Below are 19,389 nucleotides of genomic sequence, written 5' to 3'. Positions count from 1 at the left end.
TCAGGAGAACCGGCATGACCACGAAACAGATGAGCCTGGGCATGAACATCCTCGGCTTCGGCTCGCATTCCGGCGCCTGGCGCCAGGGTGAGGCGGCAATCGACGCCTATATCGACGTCAACTATTACCGCGATATCGCGCGTATTTCCGAGCGCGGTTGCCTGGATGCGATCTTCCTTGCCGATGGCCCGGCGTTGCCGCCGGATGTGTCCGCCCAGCCAGGCGGGCACCTGGAGCCGACCGTGCTGCTTACCGCAGTGGCGGCCGCCACCGAGCGCATCGGCGTGATCGCGACCTGCTCCAGCACTTACAACGAACCTTTCAACCTGGCCCGGCGAATTGCCTCGCTGGACCACATCAGCGGCGGTCGCGCAGCCTGGAATGTGGTGACCAATGCCGGTGACGCGGCAGCACAGAACTTCGGCCTGGCTGGTGCGCCATTGCATGTGGACCGCTACGGGCGGGCCGAGGAGTTCGTCGACGTGACCCTGAAGCTTTGGGACAGCTGGGAGGATGACGCGATCATCGGTGACCGCAGCGCCGGCCGTTTTGCCGACCCGGGCAAGGTCCACACCCTGGATTTCAAGGGCAAGCACTTTCAGGTCAAGGGGCCGCTGAACCTGCCGCGTTCGCCGCAGGGCAGGCCGGTACTGGTGCAGGCCGGCTCTTCCGAAGGTGGCAAGGCACTGGGTTCGCGCTATGCCGATGCGATCTTCACCACCCAGACCACCCTGGCCGACGGGCAGGCGTTCTATCGGGAGATGAAGGCACGGGCCAAAGCCTGGGGGCGTGACCCGCAGCACCTGAAGATCATGCCCGGGCTGTCGACCGTGATTGGCAGCACCGAGGCCGAGGCCCATGCACGTTTCGATGAGCTCAATGCCTGGCATGGAGAGCACGGCCTGTTGCAGCAGGTCGCGGGGCGTATCGGCATCGATGCCAGCGAGCTGGATCCGGATGCGCCATTGCCCTGGGCGCGGATTGGCGCGGTGGCAGATTTCGAGCGCGGGTCGCATGGTTTTCTGGAGGCCCAGTTGAACCTGGCGCGCAGCGAGAACCTGACCATTCGCCAGCTGTCCCGGCGGATTCTGGTCGGGCACCGGTTGGCCGTCGGTACCCCGGAACAGGTTGCCGATACCTTGGCCGAGTGGTTCCTGGCAGGGGCGGGGGATGGTTTCAACATCATGCCCGACATGTTCCCGTCGGGTGCTCGGGTGTTCGTAGAAGAGGTGGTACCGCTGCTGCAGAAGCGTGGGTTGTTCCGCACCGAATACACCGGCACCACCCTGCGTGAGCACCTGGGGTTGCCCAAAGCAGTGAACCAGTTTGCACAAGCCCGACGCGAGACCGCACGGGCTGTCTGAGGGCTGCCGCCCAGACATCAACGCATCATCCAAGGACTCGATACCATGCGCTACCGCCCACTCGGCCACACCAACCTGCAAGTCAGCCTGCTCAGCCTCGGCACCATGACCTGGGGGCACCAGAACAGCGAACAGGATGCTCACCAGCAACTGGACGCTGCCCTTGCTGCAGGCATCAACTTCATCGACACCGCCGAGATGTACCCCACACCTACCCGCGCTGAAACCTGGACCACCACCGAGCGCTACATCGGCACCTGGCTGGCGGCCCGCGGCAACCGCGACAAGGTCCTGCTTGCCAGCAAGATCGCCGGCCCGGCCCGCGACCCCGGTGGCCAGGTGCACATTCGCGATGGCTTGTCGCACCACGACCGCAAGAACATCGTCGCGGCCCTGGAGGGCAGCCTGCGCCGCCTGCAAACCGACTACCTGGACCTCTACCAACTGCACTGGCCCGACCGCACCAGCAACTTCTTCGGCATCCGTGAATACCCCTACGTCGACGACCATCCGCAGACGGCGGCCATCGAAGAAACCCTTGCGGTACTGGACGAACAGGTCAAGGCCGGCAAGGTGCGCAATATCGGTGTCTCCAACGAAACACCGTGGGGCGTGGCGCAGTTTTTGCGGCACAGCGAGGACAAGGGCCTGGCGCGGATTGCCAGCATCCAGAACCCGTACAGCCTGCTCAATCGCTTGTATGAAAACGGTCTGTCGGAGTTCAGCCATCGTGAAGGGGTGAGCCTGCTGGCCTATTCGCCGCTGGCGTTCGGAGCGTTGACCGGCAAGTACCTGAACGGGGCGCGGCCGGAGGGTTCGCGATTGTCGTCGGTGTATCGCACGTTCAATCGCTACGGCAGCGAGGAGGCCAACAACGCGATTGCCAGCTACGTGCGGATTGCGCGGGAGCATGGGCTGACACCGGCGCAACTGGCCCTGGCTTTCGTCATACGCCAGCCGTTCGTGGCCAGTGCGATTACCGGGCAGACCAACTTGCTGCAGCTGCAGGAAAACCTGAGTGCGCTGGATGTGCAACTGAGCGACGAAGTACTGGCCGAGATCCAGGCCGTGCACCGCCGTATTCCCAACCCGGCGCCGTAGCCCACATGGCAAGGGCTTCGCCCTTGTTCGCGGCTGAAGCCGCTCCCACAGAGACCGCACGGTTTCAGCCTTTGCGGTGATCCTGTGGGAGCGGGTTTACCCGCGAAAAGGCCGGTACAGGCGACACAAGAAGGACAGACATGAACGCGATCGTATCCATACCAAACACAGTGATCAGCGGGTGGCAGGTTCGCCCTGGCCTGGCGCTGGCCTGGATCACATTGGGCCTGATACTGCTGGCAGTAACCTTCCCCAACTGGCTCTCGCCAACCGACCCGTTGGCCGCCGACGCCCGTCTGGCGTACTACCCGCCAAGCCCCGGCTTTTGGCTGGGCACTGACGAGAACGGCCGCGACGTCCTCAGCCGCCTGATCCATGGCGCCCGCCCATCGCTCTTCATCGGCCTGGCCGCCACCCTGGTCGGGCTCGGCCTGGGCACGCTGCTCGGCTTGCTCGCCGGCCTGGCTCCAGCCTGGCTGGACAACCTGCTGATGCGCGCCGTCGATGTGCTGCTGGCCTTCCCGGACCTGCTACTGGCGCTGGTCATCATCACCCTGTTCGGCCAAGGCACCAGCAACCTGATCTTTGCCGTCGGCATCGCCTCGGTGCCGCGCTATGCGCGCCTGGTACGCGCCCAGACCCTGACCATCCGGCGTGCCAGCTTCGTCGAAGCAGCGGTCACGCTGGGCCGCAGGCCCCTGGCAGTGGTGTGCTGGCATGTGCTGCCCAACGCAGTCCAACCCGTGCTGATCCTGGCCTGCATCGGCCTGGGTGGCGCCATCACCGCTGCTGCCGCACTGAGCTTCCTCGGCTTCGGTGCACCACCTCCCGCGCCAGAGTGGGGCGCGATGATGGCAGTGGCGCGCAACTTCATGGCCAACGCGCCCTGGCTGATGGCCTGGCCTGCGCTGGCGATCACCCTGACCGTCATTTCCATCACCGTCATCGGCCGAGACTGGCTGCGCCGTAGCGAGGGCAGACGCGCATGAGCATTTTCGAGAAGAACCAGGCACCACTGGTGGACATCCGCGGCCTGCATGTGAGCTTCAATGGTGTGCCAGTGGTGCACGGTGTCGACCTGCAGTTGCGCGCAGGCCAGTGCCTGGCACTGGTGGGCGAATCGGGCTCGGGCAAGAGTGTCACGGCGCGTACCTTGGTCGGCCTGACCGGGACCGGTGCCCATGTGCAGGCGCAGCGCCTGGCCTTTGCCGGGCAGGACCTGCGCCAGTTCGATGAGCGCGCGTGGCAGCGCTTGCGGGGCGAGCACATCGGCTTTGTCATGCAAGATGCGCTGGGTTCGCTCGACCCGCTGCGTCGCGTGGGGGCAGAGATCGAAGAGCCATTGCTGTTGCACACCAACCTGGCCGCGGAGCAGCGCCGTCTGCGGGTACTTGAGCTATTGCGCCAGGTCGGGGTGCCTGAGCCCGAAGTCCGTGCCCGGCAATACCCGTGGCAGCTCTCCGGAGGCCTCAGGCAGCGCGCCCTGATCGCCTCGGCCATCGCCTGTCAGCCACGCCTGTTGATCGCTGACGAACCCACCACCGCGCTGGACGCCACGGTGCAGGCGCAGATTCTCGACCTGCTTGAGCACCTGCGCGAGCGCGACAACAGCCTGTTGATGGTCAGCCATGACCTGGCCGTGGTCGCGCGCCTGGCCGACTGGGTGGCGGTTATGCGCCATGGGGTGGTGGTGGAGCAGGGCAGTGTCGAACAGATCCTGCAGGACCCGCAGGACCCCTACACCCAGCGCCTGCTGAGCGCGGCTCGGGCGGTACATTTCAAACGTCCGGCGGCGCCGGCCCTGGCGCTGGTGGAGGATGGCGTGGACGAGCAACCCGTGGTGCTGGAGGCGCGTGGCCTGAGCAAGGCCTTTGTCGGGCCGGACGGTCGGCTGCGTCAGGTGCTGGACGGTGTGTCGCTGCAATTGCGCGCCGGGCAAACCCTTGGTGTGGTGGGCGAGTCCGGTTCCGGCAAGAGCACGCTGGGGCGCATCCTGCTGGGGCTGGAGCGGCCGGAGCAAGGCAGCCTGCAACTGGCCGGGCAGGATTGGCTTGCGTTGTCTGCTGCGCAGCAGCGCCAGGCACGACAGGGAATCCAGGTGGTGTTCCAGGACCCGCAGGCTTCGTTCGACCCACGCTATACCGTGCTGCGGGTATTGGCCGAGGCGCTGGCGCATGCGGGTGTACCGCGTGCGTTGCAGCGCACCGAGGCGGCGGCTCTGCTGGAGCGTGTGCAGTTGCCGGTGGGGTTGCTCGACCGCCGCCCGCTGGAGTTGTCGGGCGGGCAGCGGCAGCGCATCGCGATTGCCCGGGCGCTGGCCATGAAGCCCAGGGTGCTGGTGCTGGACGAACCGGTTTCGGCGCTGGATGTATCGGTGCAGGCGCGAATCCTGGCATTGCTGGCCGAGCTCAAGGCGGAGTTGAACCTGGCTTGCCTGTTCATCTCCCACGACCTTGGGGTGGTGGAGCAGGTCAGCGACCAGGTATTGGTGATGCAAGGGGGAAGGGTGGTGGAGCAAGGGGCGGCAGCCCAGGTGCTCGGCCAGCCGCGTCAGGCCTATACCCGCGCCTTGCTCGACGCCGTGCCTCATCTTCCGGCGGCGCGGCCAAGCTGGTTTGCTCGGATTGCCGTGTAAACCTGTGCCAGCCCTGACGCGGGCAAGGCCGCTTTTGTTGAACTGCACATAACTCGTTAAATGAGCAGGGACACTGTGGGAGCGGCTTTAGCCGCTCCCACAGGATCACTACAGGCTTCAAGGCTGTGGGGGCGGGCTGGCCCGCGAAGTGGCAGGAACAGCCAATCGAGAAATCTTAATGATCACAAACAAAACAAAGTTCACTGTCGCCCCACCAACACCCCGCGGACACTTTGCCCCGGCAACAGCACCTCACCCTCGGCAAACTCCAGCAAAATCAATCCCTTGAACCCGGCACAACTCCTGCAACAGGCCTATCGAAGCCCAGTCCCCGCAGGAGCGCCCTTGAACACACCCATCCTCCCCCTGATCCCGCTCTGCACCGCACTGGCCTTGCTCGGCTGCGAAAAAACCGAACAGCACGCCGCGCAAAGCACCACGCCACAGCAGGGCGGCACCCTGGTCTATGCCACCGACCGCGAGCCCACCTGCCTGGACCCCCATGTGGCTGGCGACATGCCGCAGGTTTTCATTGCCCAGCAGTACCTCGATTCGCTGGTGTCGATGGACAGCAACGGCCAGATCGGCCCCTGGCTGGCGACGAGCTGGGAGGTTTCGCCAGATGGCCTGCGCTACACCTTCCACCTGCGCCGCGACGTGCAATTCACCGACGGCACGCCGTTCAATGCCGAAGCGGTCAAGGCCAACCTCGACCACATGGCAAACCCCAAGACTCAATCCAGTACCGCCGGTGGCTACATCCGTCAGTACCGCGGCACCAAGGTGCTCGACGCCTACACGGCCGAAGTCACTCTGGCGACGCCCTATGCGGCTTTCCTCGAAGTCTTGGCCCAGGGCTTTCTCGGCATCCAGTCGCCCACCGCATTGCTACGCAGCCGTGACCAGAACTGCGAAAGCCCGGTCGGCAGCGGGCCGTTCAAGGTGGTGCGCTGGGACCGGCAGAACCAGGTGGAACTGGTGCGCAACCCGGCCTACAACTGGGCGCCACCTACCGCACGGCATCAAGGCCCGGCGTACCTGGAACGCATCGTCTGGAAGTTCATCCAGGAGCCGTCGGTGCGCTTCGCCTCGCTGCAGGCCGGTGAGGTCGATGTGATCGAAGCATTGCCGCCAGAGTCGCACGAAGCAGCACGGCGCAACCCGGACCTGGAACTGATCATCGCCCAGCGCCCGGGCAACCCCACCAATGGCACCTTCAACCTGCGCCGTGCGCCATTCGATGACATCCGTGTACGCGAGGCCTTCGTTCGCAGCGCTGATGTCGAGGGTGCACTGAAGAGTGTGTACTTCGGCGAGTTCCCTCGCGCCGGTGGCCCGCTGAGTTTGGCCACGCCGTTCTACAGCGGTGACTTCGAGCGCAGCCAGGACTACGACCCGGCCCGCGCCGCAAGGCTGCTCGACGAGGCTGGCTGGACCGACCGCGACAGCGAAGGCTACCGCACCAGGAACGGCCAGCGGCTGCGCGCCGTCGTGCTGATCGGTGCGCGCACGCCGCCGTCGGAACTGACCCTGTGGGAGCAGGTACAGGCCACTACCCGGCAGGCTGGCCTGGAGCTGGTGCTGGACCAGATGAGCGATGCCCAGGTCACCGCCCGCCAAGCCGCCTGGGACTATGACATCCGCATCGGCTACTGGAACACCAACACCCCTGACGTGCTGCGCATCATCTTCACCACCGCGTTCGTGCAGCCAGCCGGGGTGGGCGGCTATCACCAGAACTCCTCCGGCTACGCCGACCCGGGCTACGACGCACTGCTCGACAGTGCCCTGGCCACCCAGGACGCAGGCCTGCGGCGCCAGCGCTACTTCCAGGCACAGCAACAGGCCGCCGCGCAGTACCTGCAACTCACCACGTACCCACAAAGCACGCGCCTGGGTATCTACAAGACCGCCCATGGCGTGCGACTGGAGCCTTCGCTGGCGGTGACCTACCTCTATGACGCATGGGTGAACAAATGACTACGACGACACTCGCGGTGACCGACCCGCGCCGCGAACGCCTGGCAGCCCTGGGCCGTCGCGCCGCCATTCGTCTGGCCGGTGGCGTGCTGGTGCTGTGGGCGGTGGCGACCCTGACTTTCTTCGCACTGCGGCTGATGCCGGGTGACCCGGTGCTGGCGATTCTAGGTGGCCCCAGTGGCAACCCGACACCGGAAGCGATTGAAGCCGCGCGCGTGGAGTACGGCCTCGACAAGCCGTTGGCCGTGCAGTACGTGTTCTACCTCGGGCGCCTGCTGCAAGGTGACTTGGGTGTTTCCTACTCGCAGCACCTGCCGGTCACCCGTGTGCTGGCCGAGCAGGGCGGGGCAACCTTGGAGCTGACCATCGCCGCCCTGCTGCTGGCCTGGGTGCTGGTGCTGCTGCTGACAGTGGTCACTGCCGGGCGCGGCAGGCTGGTCGGCGGCATCGCCTCGCTGGCCGAAACCCTGAGCGCGGCGCTGCCGCACTTCTGGCTTGGCGTGGTGCTGCTGGCGGTATTCGCCTTCGGCCTTCGCTGGTTCCCGCCGGCCGGTAGCGACAGCTTCGCCAGCCTGATACTTCCGGCGTTTTCCCTGGCGATTCCGTTGGCAGGTTTCATTGCCCAGGTCACCCGGGAGTCGCTGGAACTGACCCTCGATCAACCCTTCGTCCTCACGGCCCGCACACGTGGCCTCAGCGACCTGGCCGTGCGTTTTCGGCATGCCTTGCGCCATGCCTTGCTGCCAGGTGTGTCGCTGTCGGGCTGGGCCATCGGCGCGCTGATCAGTGGTGCGGTGGTATGCGAGGTGATCTTTTCCCGCAAGGGGGTGGGCCGACAGCTGTACCAGGCGGTGCAGGTCCAGGACCTGCCGCTGGTGATCGGCATCAGCCTGGTAGTGGCGGCAGGCTATGTGCTGGCGAACATTCTGGTCGACCTGCTGTACCAGTGGATCGACCCTCGGCAGCAGGAGGCTGCAGCATGACAGACCTGACCCATGGCCAAGTGCTCGCGCCATTGCGTCGGCAGCGCCAACTGAAACTGCCGCCGCTGGGCGCAAGCCTGGCGATCCTGTTCCTGTTCGCATTGCTTCTGGCCGCGTTGGCGCCGGGGCTGTTCACCCGCATCGACCCATTGGCCATCGTACCGCGGGAGGCTTTCCAGCCGCCCAGCTGGGCGCACTGGCTGGGTACCGACCAGTCAGGCCGCGACATCTTCGCGCGGATTATCCACGGCGCACGCCAGAGCCTGCTGATCGGCCTCGCGGCTACGGCCATTTCCATGGTTATCGCCATAGCCCTCGGCCTGCTCGGTGGCCTTGGCGGCGCACGCGTGGACCGTGCGGTGGGCTGGTTGCTGGAAGTGCTGTTCGCCTTCCCCAGCCTGGTGCTGGCGCTGCTGTTCGTGGCGGTGTTCGGCAGCGGCGTCGGCCCGTTGATCGTCGCCACCGGGCTGGGCGGTGCGCCGGGGTATGCGCGCATGGTCCGTGGTCAGGTGCTGGCGGTACGCAACGCCGGCTACATCGAGGCGGCACGGGCGTTGGGGCACCCGACTTCGCGCATCGTGCTGCGCCAGTTGCTGCCCAACGCCATGCGGCCATTGGTGGTGACGCTGACCATGGGCGTTGGCCAGGCCATCGTCTGGGCCTCGGCGCTGAGCTTCCTCGGCCTGGGCGCGCGGCCGCCGGCGCCGGAGTGGGGGACCATGTTGTCCATGGGGCGTGACTTCATCGCCAATGCCTGGTGGCTCACCTTCTTCCCTGGCCTGTTCATCGTCCTCACCACCCTGGCGACGACGGTGGCTGGCCGCTATATCCAACAACGCCTGGAGGGGCGCCTGCCATGAGCGACAAGACCCTGATCGTCGAAGGGCTGAATGTGGCCTTTGATGGCGCCAGCGTGGTTCGTGATCTGTCCTTCACCTTGCCGCCTGGCCGTTGCCTGGCCTTGGTCGGCGAGTCTGGCTCGGGCAAGAGCGTCAGTGCCCGCTGCCTGGTGGGGCTGGCCGGAGGGCGAGCGCAGGTGAGTACCCGTCGCTTGAGTTTCGGCGACCACGACCTGCTCGACCTCAGCGAGCGCCAGTGGCGCGCCGTGCGTGGCAAGGATATCGGCTTCGTGCTGCAGGACGCGCTGGTATCGCTTGACCCGCTGCGGCCGGTGGGCAAGGAAATTCTCGAAGTGCTGCAGACACACGGATACGGTGACCGCCACACCCGCCCTGCGCGTATGCATGAGTTGCTCGAGCGGGTAGGCGTGCCTGACGTGCAGCTGCGTGCCCGCCAGCGGCCCGGGCAGTTGTCCGGTGGCCTGCGCCAGCGTGCACTGATCGCCAGTGCCCTGGCCCTGGACCCCGCGCTGGTGATCGCCGACGAGCCGACCACCGCGCTGGACGCCACCGTGCAGGCGCAGATTCTCGAAGTGTTCCAGCAGATAAAGGCCCGTGGTGCCTCGCTGCTGATCATCAGCCACGACCTTGCAGTGGTCGCCCAGCTGGCCGATGAGGTGGTGGTGCTGCGCCATGGCGAAGTGGTGGAGCAGGGGCCGATGCAGCAGGTGCTGCGTCAGCCGCGTCACGCCTATACCCAGGCCTTGCTGGCGGCAGTACCGGCCGAGCACCCGCGCGGTAGCCGGCTGTCACCCGAGCGGGTTGGCCTGCGCAGTGAGCCGCGGGCGCGCGCGCGCAGCGACGTGCTGCTCGAAGGCCGTGGCCTGGGCAAGCGCTACCTCGGCCCGGACGGGCTGGTGCGGCAGGTGGTGCAGGGCGTCGACTTCACCCTGCGTGCCGGGCGCACCTTGGGCATTGTCGGCGAATCCGGCTCGGGCAAGACCACGGTGGCACGCATCGCCCTCGGCCTGCTGCAGCCCGATGAGGGCGAAGTGCTTTATCGCAGGCAGCCCTGGAACCGCCCGGCCAACGCCGTGAGCGAGGCAGTGCGCAGGCCATTGCGTCGCGAGATCAGCGTGATCTACCAAGACCCGCTGGGCTCGTTCGACCCGCGCTGGAGCGTGGCGCAGATTCTTGATGACGCCTTGCAGGTGGCCGGTATCGAGGCACCAGCCAGGCCCGCACGTATCGCTGTGCTGCTCAACCAGGTGCGCTTGCCGGCAGAACTCGGCCAGCGCAGACCGTTGCAACTATCGGGCGGCCAGCGCCAGCGGGTCGCAATCGCCCGGGCGATCGCCAGCGAACCCAAGGTGATCATTTGTGATGAGCCGGTGTCGGCCCTGGACGTGTCGGTGCAGGCCCAGGTGCTCGACCTGCTGGCCGACCTGCAGGACGAACTGGGCCTGGCCTACCTGTTCATCTCCCACGACCTGGGGGTGATCCGCCATGTCAGCGACGACGTGCTGGTGATGCGCCACGGTCAGGTGGTGGAGCAGGCACCGGTCGAGCAGTTGTTCGATAACCCGGCACACGAATACACCCAGCGCTTGCTCGGCGCGGTGCCGCGCCTGCCCGGCAGCGGCGCCGAACTGGTGGTGCCGCCGCTGGACCTGGAACACGAAGCCTTCGACCTGTTCGACGAAACCCGCCTGTGGAAGATCGCGATTTGAACTGAGACGCCAAGCCCTGCGCCGACCCCTGTGGGAGCCGCGCTTGCCGGCGATGGGCCGCGAAGCGGCTCCACGATTTCAAGGCTGTTGCATGAATCGCCGGGGCCGCTTCGCGGCCCATCGCCGGCAAGCGCGGCTCCCACAGGGGATAGCGCCAGCTTCAGGAATTGGCAAGAGCGCTGCTCCCACAGGGCTCGGGTCGCCTAAACGAAAGATGCACTTAAAGGACTGAACCATGACCACATTTCAACGTTTCCCAACCCAGGCTCCGGCCACCAGCGTCACGGAGCTGAAGGCCCGCATCGCAGCCCTGCTGCCCGCCATCGGCGAAGGCGCCGCGCAGCGCGAACGCGAACGCCTGTTGCCCCATGAGGCCATTGCCCAGCTTGCGGCAGCCGGGCTTTACACCGTGCGTATCCCAGGCCAGTACGGTGGCCCCGGCGGCAGTGTCAGCGATGTGATCGAACTGCTGCTGCAAATCGCCTCGGTCGACTCCAACGTGGCCCAGGCCCTGCGCCCGGGCTTTGCCTTTGTCGAAGGCCTGCTGGCTTCACAGGCCGAAGGCGCCGAGCAGGAGCGCGAGCGTTGGTTCGCGCGCTATCTGCAGGGTGCGGTAATCGGCAATGCCGGCTGGGAACTGGGCGGTGCCAACGGCGCCATCGCCGCGCGCCTGGTGCGCGAGGGCGAACACTTTCGTGCCAATGGCAGCAAGTTCTACAGCACGGGTGCGCTGTTCGCCGATTACGTCAGCGCCGTTGCCCTGGACGAGGACGAGCAGCCGGTTTCGTTCATCCTGCCGCGCGATCGCGAGGGCCTGGAGCTGGTCGATGACTTTGACGCCATGGGCCAGCGCCTGACCGCCAGCGGCACCACCCACTTGCGCAATGTGCGCGTCGAGGCCAGCGATATCCGCACGCGTACCGTGGAGGAGGGCAAACGCACTATCGTCACGCCGTTCCTGCAGCTGTTCCTTGCCACCGTGCTGGCCGGTATCGCCCGCAATGCGCTGGACGACGCCACCCGCTTCGCCCGCGAGCATGCCCGCCCGATCAAGCACAGCACGGCCAGCCGCTCGGTGGACGACCCCTATGTAGAACTGTCGGTCGGCGATATCGCCGCCCGTGCCTATGGCGCTGAGGCCATGGTCCTCAAGGCCGCTGCAACCATCGACAAGGCCTGGGCCGCGCAACTGGCTGAAGTTGCCGTGGAGCAGGCTGCGATCGAGGTGGCGCAGACCCAGTACCTGGTCGCCGAGCTGGCGCTCAAGGCTGCACAAACGCTGTTCGACGTTGGCGGTGCCTCCACCACCGGCCGCCAGCACAACCTCGACCGCCACTGGCGCAACGCCCGCACCGTGGCCAATCATAACCCGCGTCAATGGAAGGCGGCGGTGGTCGGTGCCTGGCAGCTCAAGGGCACTCGCCCACCTGTCTCGGGGCTGTTTTGACCGCCCAGCCGGCCTTGCTGGCCGGCCATGTGCAAAGCCCCAAGGTACCGGTGATCATCGGTGCCGCCTTGTTCATGGAACTGCTCGACAGCACTGCGGTAATGACCGCCTTGCCGCAGATGGCCGCCGATTTCGGCGAGCCGGGGCTGCGCATGAATCTGGTGGTGTCGCTGTACATGCTTGCCCTGGCCCTGTGCGTGCCGGTCAGTGGCTGGGCTGCCGAGCGCCTTCGCCCGCGCCAGGTCATGTTGTCGGCGATGGGCTTGTTCACCTGCGCCTCGCTGGCCTGCGCCCTGGCCGATACGCTCTGGCAGCTGTGCCTGGGGCGCATGCTGCAGGGGGCTGCCGGGGCATTGATGACACCGGTGGGGCAAGTGATCATCCTGCGTTGGTCGAGCCGCCAGCAGCTGCTGCAGGCCATGTCGTGGTTGGCCCTGCCGGCGCTGGTGGGGCCGCTGGTCGGGCCGTTGCTCGGTGGTTTGCTGGTGACGGTGCTGTCCTGGCACTGGATCTTTCTGATCAACCTGCCTATCTGCCTGCTCGGTTGCTGGCTGATCCTGCGGCATGTGCCGGACTATCCCGCACGGCCGGTGCCACCGTTGGATGTGCGTGGCCTGCTGCTCAGTGGTGGTGCTCTGGCCATGTTGGTGTTCGGCCTGGAGGCGCTGGGGCTGGGGCAGTTGCCGCAGGCCTGGGCCATGGTGCTTGTGGCCGGTGGAGCAGCCTGTGCGTTGGGGTATCTGCTGCACGCGCGGCGACACCCCAGTCCGCTGGTGGACCTGTCGCTGCTGCGCCTGCGCAGCTTTGGCGTGGCCCAGGCGGGTGGCGGGCTGTTCCGTTTGGGCTCGGCAGCCCAACCGTTCCTGATCGTGCTGCTGCTGCAGAACTGCCTGGGCTTGAGCCCGTTGGCGGCGGGGGGGCTGGTGGTCAGTGGTGGCGCCGGCGCGCTGCTGATGAAGCTGCTGGCAGAGCCACTGGTACGGCGCTACGGCTATCGACGAGTGCTCAGTTGCAATGCCGTGCTCAGTGGTGTGGGGATTGCCCTGTGCGCCAGTTTTGATCGTGATACTGCTGTGTGGCTGATGGCTGCGGTGCTGTTCGCCGCAGGCCTGGTGCGTTCACTGCAGTTCTCGACGTTGGGGGCTGCCAGTTATCAGGACGTGCCCGGTGAGCGCTCAGCGGCGGCCAGTTCGTTGTCGGCGATGTCCGTGCAGCTGACCATGGCCATGTCGGTGAGCCTGGCAGGGGGGCTGTTGGGGATGCTGGCCGGGTTGGATGGGCGTAGCGAAACCTCGGTGGCCGATATCGCAGCGGTGATGTTGCTGTGCGCTGCCATGTGCGGAATTTCCGGTTTGGTGTTCCGGCGTTTGGCGGACTAGTCAGCATGCGAACACCACGTTCGTGCGCGATGCCGCGCTGCGGATATGCTCCTGCATCGCACGCTGCGCCCCGGCCTGGTTGCCACGGGCAAGCTGGCGCAGGATCTTGCGGTGCTCCTGCCAGGTCTCCATGGCGCGTTCCGGGCGAATGAACGGCAGCTTCTGGCTCTCCAGGAAAATGTCCTGGTTGGTGGTGATCACCTGCAGCATGGCGTGGTTGCCACTCGCTTCCAGCAGGCGACGGTGAAAGGCGAAGTCCAGTCGCGCTGCGGCCTCGAAATTGCCGGCGCGCAGCTCCTGGCGCATCGACTCGACATTGGCTTCGAGCGCATCGATGTCCGCTGCCGTCAGGTACAGCGCCGCCAAGCTGGCGGCAAACCCTTCGAGTGCATAGCGCAACTGGAACGTATCGATGGCGGATACCTGTTCGGCATAGGGCCAGGAGAAACCGGTAACGGGTGGCGGCGCCTGGACGAATACCCCCTTGCCCGGCTGTACGCTCACCAGCCCCAAGGCGCTCAAGGAGGACAGCGCCTCGCGCAGTGAGGCGCGGCTTACACCCAACTGCTCTGCCAGGTCACGTTGGGAGGGCAGGGCATCACCAGGCTGGTAGTCGCCGTCCTGGATCAGCCTGCGGATAGCCTGCAAAGCGATTTCCGGAACTGCACGGGGGAGTGTGTCGAGCATCTGTTCAGACCAGCTGGCAAGGGGTCTGCGCTTTTTAAAGGCTTTACCGGTTGCCTGGCAAGCCTCGCCCCACGCTGACGCAACGGGGCAGGTGGCTGCACGAAAGGGGGGCGAAGGCAGAGCGATTGGCGTTATCTGTTCAGACCAGTAAGACCGCGTGATGCCCACGGGCGAAAGCGTATTCCGGGGCTGCCGGGCAACACTGGCACGGCCTGTGCTTTTCGGGCTAGGCAACTTCTTCGCATGCACCCGAGGCATTTTCCATGAAAAACATCCGTACCCTGTTTCTGGCCACCCTGCTTTGCGGCGGCGTCATGAGCGTTTCCCATGCCCAGGCCGATGCGCTGGCCGACATCACTGCCCGGGGCGTGCTCAAGGTTGCCGTACCCCAGGACTTCCCTCCCTTCGGCTCGGTAGGGCCGGACCTCAAACCCCGCGGCCTGGACATAGACACCGCACAACTGCTGGCCGACAGGCTCGGCGTCAAGCTGGCGCTGACCCCGGTCAACAGCACCAACCGCATTCCGTTCCTCACGACCGGCAAGGTCGACCTGGTGATTTCCAGCCTGGGCAAGAACCCGGAGCGAGAAGCGGTGATCGATTTTTCCCGCCCCTACGCACCGTTCTACCTGGCAGTGTTCGGGCCGGCCGAGACGTCGGTCGACGATATCGGTGCCGTTGCCGGCAAGACCATCAGTGTCACGCGTGGCTCGATCGAGGACATGGCGTTATCCGCGGTCGCCCCACAGGGTACGATCATCAAGCGCTTCGAGGACAACAACTCGACCATTGCCGCCTACCTGTCGGGCCAGGTCGAACTGATCGCCAGCGGCAGTGTGGTGATGGCTGTCATTGCCGAGAAGAATCCGGGCAAGGTGCCGGTGATGAAGGTCAAGCTCAAGGACTCGCCCGTGTATGTGGGCTTGGCCAAGCAGGAGCCGGCCTTGCTCGAAAAAGTCAACGCCACCCTGGATGCGGCCAAGGCCGACGGCAGCCTCAACCGCAATGCCGAAAAATGGCTGAAGCAGCCATTGCCGGCCGACCTTTGAACGGCCCTGGAGTCGCTGACCCATGGCCTATCAATTTGACTTTTCCCCGGTGCTGGCTCAAGGCGGCCTGCTGCTCGAAGGGGCTGTGTTCACGCTTGAGCTGACGTTGATCGGCACACTGTTCGGCGTGGCCATCGGTGTGCTTGGCGCGGTGGTGTGCGCCTGGCGACTACGGCCGTTCGATGCCCTGTTCGGCCTTTACGTGGAACTGATCCGCAACACGCCTTTCATCGTCCAGTTGTTCTTCATCTTCTTCGGCCTGCCCGCGCTTGGCGTTCGTTTGACGGAATGGCAGGCGGCGGTACTGGCGATGGTGATCAACCTTGGCGCCTATTCCACCGAGATCATTCGGGCGGGTATCCAGGCCATCCCCAGAGGGCAACTGGAGGCTGCTGCGGCGTTGGCCATGAGCCGTTTCGAGGCTTTTCGCCATGTGGTGCTGCAACCGGCACTGGCCAAGGTCTGGCCGGCCCTGTCGAGCCAGATCGTGATCGTCATGCTCGGGTCGGCGGTGTGCTCGCAGATCGCCACGGAGGAACTGTCGTTCGCTGCCAACTTCATCCAGTCGCGCAACTTCCGGGCTTTCGAGACATACCTGCTGACCACGGCCTTGTATCTGGTCATGGCCATCCTGGTTCGTCAGCTGCTGGCATGGGTCGGCCGGCGCGCTTTGACAGGGAGACGCTGAATGGATTTCACCTTGTGGGACATCGTGCGCAACCTGCTCGCAGGCTTGCAATGGACCTTGCTGCTGTCGCTGGTGGCATTCGTCTGCGGTGGTATTGCCGGGCTGTTGCTGCTGTTGGCGCGCATCTCCGCTAGCCGGTTGCTGCGTGGCGCGGCGAGGAGCTACATCGAGCTGTTCCAGGGGACGCCACTGCTGATGCAGCTGTTCATGGTGTTTTTCGGCATCGCCCTGTTCGGTATCGATGTGTCGGCCTGGATGGCGGCGGCCATCGCCTTGACGCTGTTCACCAGTGCCTTTCTCGCCGAGATCTGGCGGGGATGCGTCGAGTCCATACCACATGGCCAGTGGGAGGCCTCCGGCAGCCTGGCCATGAGCCGTCTGGAGCAGTTGCGCCACGTGATCCTGCCCCAGGCCCTGCGCATTGCCGTCGCACCGACGGTCGGGTTCTCGGTGCAGGTGGTCAAGGGCACGGCGGTGACCTCGATCATCGGTTTCACCGAGCTGACCAAGACCGGCGGCATGTTGGCCAACGCCACCTTTGAACCGTTCCTGATCTACGGTCTGGTGGCCGTGGGTTACTTCGTCCTTTGCTACCCGCTCTCGCTGAGCGCCCGTTACCTGGAGAGGAGGCTGCATGCCCCTGCTTAGAGTGTCCGCATTGCACAAGTACTATGGCGACAACCACGTGCTCAAGGGTGTCGACCTGGCGATCGAGGAAGGCGAGGTGGTTGCCATCATCGGCCGTAGCGGTTCCGGCAAGAGTACCTTCCTGCGAACCCTCAACGGCCTGGAGTCGATCAGCGACGGGGTGATCGAGGTGGATGGCGAATACCTGGATGCCAGCCGCGCCGACTTGCGCTCGCTGCGGCAGAAGGTCGGCATGGTGTTCCAGCAGTTCAACCTCTTCCCTCACCTGACCGTGGGCCAGAATGTCATGCTTGCGCCCCAGGTGGTGAAGAAGGCCGGCAAGGCCGAGGCCCGCCAGTTGGCCGAGCAGATGCTCGCCAGGGTTGGCCTGGGCGACAAGTTCGACGCCTACCCGGACCGCCTTTCCGGCGGCCAGCAGCAGCGGGTGGCGATTGCCCGGGCGCTTGCCATGTCGCCCAAGGTATTGCTGTGCGACGAGATCACCTCGGCGCTCGACCCGGAGCTGGTCAATGAGGTGCTCGGTGTGGTGCGCCAGCTGGCCAGTGAAGGCATGACCCTGATCATGGTCACCCATGAAATGCGTTTTGCCCGGGAAGTCGGTGACAAGCTGGTCTTCATGCATCAGGGCAAAGTCCACGAGACGGGCCATCCGCGCGAGGTTTTTGCGGCACCCCGAACAGCAGAGCTGGCGAACTTCATCGGTAGCGTGGCAGGAGGTTAAGGAGCATCGTGTTGCCCTGCGATGGCGCCAATGCCGATTCGGCGCGGCCTCTTACCCCGCGTGCCTCAGGATGTAGCGAATGAAGGCATCCAGTTTGGGTAGCGCGCTGCGCTGGCGCAGATAGACCAGGTTGACCGGGCGGGTAGCGGGCAGGAAGTCGTCAAGCAACGTGACCAGACGCCCTTCGCGAAGGTCTTCGGCTACCAGGAACTCGGGTTGCAGCAGGATCCCGTTGCCTGCCAGGGCGGCCAGCCGCAGTGCCTGGCCATCGTTGCTTTTCAGCACCCAGTGTTCCGGCCAGGGGTATTCCTTGCCAGCGTCCAGCAAGGGCCAGGTGAAACGGTTGGTCCATGTGGAGTGCGCCAGTAACCTGTGCCCGGCCAGGTCTGCCGGAACGGCTGGGTGCCCGTGCCTGTCCAGGTAGCCGGGGGCGGCGCAGATAACCATGCGATAAGGGCGCAGCCCTTTCGCCACCAGATCGACATCGCCCAGGTTGCCAATGCGAAAAGCCGCATCGAAGCCCTCCGCCATCAGGTCGACGACACTGTTGCTGAGCACCAGGTCAATGCGCACGTCCGGGTGCTCGGCGAGGAAGCCGGCAACCAGCGGCGCAACCAAGGACGAGCCCAGGGTCATGGGGGCACTGACGCGCAGTAATCCGCTAGGGGCCTGTTGCAAGCTTTCGACGCGCTCATATGCCCGGCGAACCTGATCCAGGGCCTGCTTGGACTCTTCGTAGAACATGCGACCTGCTTCGGTGACGTGCATGCGCCGGGTACTGCGCTGGATCAGTTCGACCTGCATCGCATCTTCAAGCTGGCGGATATACCTGCTCACCATCACCACGGACAGTTCCAGATGCTCGGCCGCCTGGCTGAAACTGCCCTGTTCGGTGACGCTGATAAATACCTCCATGGCGCGCAGGCGGTCCATCTTTTAACTCCAGGTTAAAGATAATTGAACGGTGCTTTTATTTATTAACAAATTGTTTTTTCTTAACGTATGAGTGTCAAGTCATCAATGAGGTACGCCCGTGGCGCCCTTGCACTCTCTGCTCGATCATTTCCCACAAATCAGCCTGCTTGACCGGCCAACACCTATCCAGCGGCTTGAAGGCCTTGAGCGTTCGCTGGGGCTGGTGAAGCGCGGCATCAAGCTGTTCGCCAAGCGTGACGATTACATGGCCCTGGGCGGCGGTGGCAACAAGCTGCGAAAGCTTGAGTTTCACCTTGGCGAGGCCCTTCGAGACAAGGTGGATGTGGTCGTGACAATGGGCGGGCTGCAATCCAATCATGCACGTTTGACTGCGGCAGCCTGTGCGAAGCTGGGCATGCGTTGCGAACTTGTGCTGGGCCGTGCCGTCCCCCGGGACGATGAAGAGTACGAGCACAACGGCAATATGCTTCTGGATGCGCTGTTCGGGGCCGTCGTGCATATCGTGCCTGAAGGCTTTACCACGGCGAGTTGGGCCGACACCCGTGCGCAGGAGCTGCAAATGCAGGGCTGCAAGGTCAGGGTTATTCCTACCGGCGGCTCAACAGCCGTGGGTTGCCTGGGCTACGCCAAGGCCGCGCTGGAAATTGCCCGACAAGAAGCCAGCATGGGCCTTGAGTTCACGCACATGGTCATGGCCAATGGCAGTTCCGGCACCCATGCGGGCATGGCCGCCGGGTTTGCTGCGATGGGGCGTGCGCCGGGCTTCATCAAGTCCTTCGCGGTACTGGCCGAAGCGCCTGAGTCGCACCGTCGCACGCTTGAGCTTACCCGGCAGACCTTGGAGCTGCTTGGCAGCGAGCAGGTTATCGAGCCGTCAATGATTGCCGTCGATGGTGCACATCGCGGCGCGGGCTATGGTGTGCCGACGAAGGCCATGCTGTCGGCGTTGCAACTCATGGCCCGTTCCGAGGGGCTGTTGCTTGATCCGGTCTACTCCGGAAAAGCGTTCGCCGGCCTGGTCGCCGACCTGGAAAGCGGCTTGTACGCACAGGGTGACAACATCTTGCTGCTGATGACCGGTGGGGCACCGGGGATCTTCGCTTATCGGTCGGCCCTGCAGGGCGCATAGGTAGGAGTGCGCCGGGTGCGTATGCCTGCGCATGATGAATGTGGGGTCTACCTTGAGTAGGCGCACCCGCGGC

General features: G+C 65.0%; 17 protein-coding genes. 15 read left to right on the top strand and 2 right to left on the bottom strand.

The window, feature by feature from the left end:
- Nucleotides 1-14 precede the first annotated feature (14 nt).
- From CAF92_RS04545 to CAF92_RS04500, 10 genes are all read left to right on the top strand, one after another.
- Nucleotides 15-1,364, top strand: coding sequence for an LLM class flavin-dependent oxidoreductase (locus CAF92_RS04545; RefSeq protein ID WP_085599474.1), 1,350 nt, complete (start codon nt 15-17; stop codon nt 1,362-1,364).
- A gap of 45 nt (nt 1,365-1,409) precedes the next feature.
- Nucleotides 1,410-2,465 carry an NADP(H)-dependent aldo-keto reductase gene (locus CAF92_RS04540; RefSeq protein ID WP_085599472.1) on the top strand — a complete coding sequence of 352 codons (1,056 nt, stop codon included), beginning with the start codon at nt 1,410-1,412 and terminating at the stop codon, nt 2,463-2,465.
- A 140-nt stretch (nt 2,466-2,605) separates the two neighbouring features.
- Complete coding sequence (locus CAF92_RS04535; protein ID WP_085599470.1) at nt 2,606-3,454, top strand: ABC transporter permease; 849 nt, start codon at nt 2,606-2,608, stop codon at nt 3,452-3,454.
- Nucleotides 3,451-5,100 carry an ABC transporter ATP-binding protein gene (locus CAF92_RS04530; RefSeq protein ID WP_085599468.1) on the top strand — a complete coding sequence of 550 codons (1,650 nt, stop codon included), beginning with the start codon at nt 3,451-3,453 and terminating at the stop codon, nt 5,098-5,100. The genes CAF92_RS04535 and CAF92_RS04530 overlap by 4 nt, the downstream gene beginning before the upstream one ends.
- Before the next feature lie 387 nt (nt 5,101-5,487).
- Nucleotides 5,488-7,080: an ABC transporter substrate-binding protein gene (locus tag CAF92_RS04525; RefSeq protein WP_230385066.1), complete on the top strand. Its 1,593-nt coding sequence runs from the start codon at nt 5,488-5,490 to the stop codon at nt 7,078-7,080.
- The gene (locus CAF92_RS04520) at nt 7,077-8,063 is read left to right on the top strand and encodes an ABC transporter permease (protein WP_085599548.1); all 987 of its coding nucleotides are present in this window, start codon (nt 7,077-7,079) and stop codon (nt 8,061-8,063) included. Before CAF92_RS04525 ends, CAF92_RS04520 begins: the two co-directional genes overlap by 4 nt.
- Nucleotides 8,060-8,923, top strand: a complete 864-nt coding sequence (locus CAF92_RS04515; RefSeq protein WP_085599463.1) for an ABC transporter permease — start codon at nt 8,060-8,062, stop codon at nt 8,921-8,923. The genes CAF92_RS04520 and CAF92_RS04515 overlap by 4 nt, the downstream gene beginning before the upstream one ends.
- On the top strand, nt 8,920-10,632 hold the full coding sequence (locus tag CAF92_RS04510; protein ID WP_085599461.1) for an ABC transporter ATP-binding protein: 1,713 nt from the start codon (nt 8,920-8,922) through the stop codon (nt 10,630-10,632). Before CAF92_RS04515 ends, CAF92_RS04510 begins: the two co-directional genes overlap by 4 nt.
- 235 nt (nt 10,633-10,867) lie before the next feature.
- Entirely contained in the window at nt 10,868-12,079 is a 1,212-nt protein-coding gene (locus CAF92_RS04505; protein WP_085599459.1) for an acyl-CoA dehydrogenase family protein, read from the top strand.
- A complete protein-coding gene (locus CAF92_RS04500; protein WP_085599456.1) occupies nt 12,076-13,458 on the top strand; it encodes an MFS transporter in 1,383 nt (460 codons plus the stop codon). The genes CAF92_RS04505 and CAF92_RS04500 overlap by 4 nt, the downstream gene beginning before the upstream one ends.
- On the opposite strand, the gene CAF92_RS04495 is transcribed toward CAF92_RS04500, so the two are convergent.
- Nucleotides 13,459-14,145, bottom strand: coding sequence for a FadR/GntR family transcriptional regulator (locus CAF92_RS04495; RefSeq protein WP_085599454.1), 687 nt, complete (start codon nt 14,143-14,145; stop codon nt 13,459-13,461). It abuts the gene before it with no gap.
- A 263-nt stretch (nt 14,146-14,408) separates the two neighbouring features.
- Between CAF92_RS04495 and CAF92_RS04490 the strand changes: the two genes are divergently transcribed.
- From CAF92_RS04490 to CAF92_RS04475, 4 genes are read left to right on the top strand one after another with little or no spacing between them, the layout of a single operon-like run.
- Nucleotides 14,409-15,194: a transporter substrate-binding domain-containing protein gene (locus CAF92_RS04490; protein ID WP_085599452.1), complete on the top strand. Its 786-nt coding sequence runs from the start codon at nt 14,409-14,411 to the stop codon at nt 15,192-15,194.
- Between the two features lie 22 nt (nt 15,195-15,216).
- Nucleotides 15,217-15,882, top strand: coding sequence for an amino acid ABC transporter permease (locus tag CAF92_RS04485; RefSeq protein ID WP_085599450.1), 666 nt, complete (start codon nt 15,217-15,219; stop codon nt 15,880-15,882).
- Entirely contained in the window at nt 15,883-16,530 is a 648-nt protein-coding gene (locus tag CAF92_RS04480) for an amino acid ABC transporter permease (RefSeq protein WP_046615617.1), read from the top strand.
- A complete protein-coding gene (locus tag CAF92_RS04475) occupies nt 16,517-17,251 on the top strand; it encodes an amino acid ABC transporter ATP-binding protein (RefSeq protein WP_046615618.1) in 735 nt (244 codons plus the stop codon). Before CAF92_RS04480 ends, CAF92_RS04475 begins: the two co-directional genes overlap by 14 nt.
- A gap of 51 nt (nt 17,252-17,302) precedes the next feature.
- Here CAF92_RS04475 and CAF92_RS04470 read toward each other — a convergent pair whose 3' ends face one another.
- A complete protein-coding gene (locus tag CAF92_RS04470) occupies nt 17,303-18,184 on the bottom strand; it encodes a LysR substrate-binding domain-containing protein (RefSeq protein WP_085599448.1) in 882 nt (293 codons plus the stop codon).
- 100 nt (nt 18,185-18,284) lie between these two features.
- On the opposite strand from CAF92_RS04470, the gene CAF92_RS04465 reads away from it, so the two are divergent.
- Nucleotides 18,285-19,316, top strand: coding sequence for a D-cysteine desulfhydrase family protein (locus CAF92_RS04465; protein WP_178081763.1), 1,032 nt, complete (start codon nt 18,285-18,287; stop codon nt 19,314-19,316).
- Nucleotides 19,317-19,389: the final 73 nt, after the last annotated feature.

The organism is Pseudomonas sp. B10(2017), assembly GCF_002113295.1.
In the GTDB taxonomy this organism is placed as follows: Bacteria; Pseudomonadota; Gammaproteobacteria; order Pseudomonadales; family Pseudomonadaceae; genus Aquipseudomonas; species Aquipseudomonas pudica.
The sequence above is the reverse complement of the archived record's forward strand: the minus strand, read 5'-3'. Positions and strand labels throughout refer to the sequence as shown.